1 protein-coding gene is annotated in these 255 nt (G+C 51.0%); it reads right to left on the reverse strand.

Annotation, left to right across the window (positions count from 1 at the left end; all coding sequences use genetic code 11):
• The coding region (locus tag NQZ67_RS30965; RefSeq protein WP_257453188.1) for a transposase at positions 1-255 on the reverse strand (255 nt) is incomplete at both ends.

Consider the following 255-nt stretch of genomic DNA (forward strand, 5'->3'; position numbering starts at 1 on the left):
TGCCGCCTTTGTACATGTGAATGATCGCTTCTTCCAACCAGCCTTCCCGGCGTTGATACGGTTTGAACAATCTCGTCTGGAACGTGCCCTTGCGGTCGCGTGGTACCTGAAGATCCGGGATTGTTCCATAGCGAGTTTGGAAAGCACGCGTGTAGTGGCCGTTACGGCTGTTACGCTCTTGAGGTTGTTCTACAGCCATGTAGTTTTTAAGTTCTTCACGGAGTAGCAGTTCCAGCTTTTCCTTCAACAGCTTCG

The organism is Paenibacillus soyae, assembly GCF_024623455.1.
GTDB lineage: Bacteria > Bacillota > Bacilli > Paenibacillales > Paenibacillaceae > Pristimantibacillus > Pristimantibacillus soyae.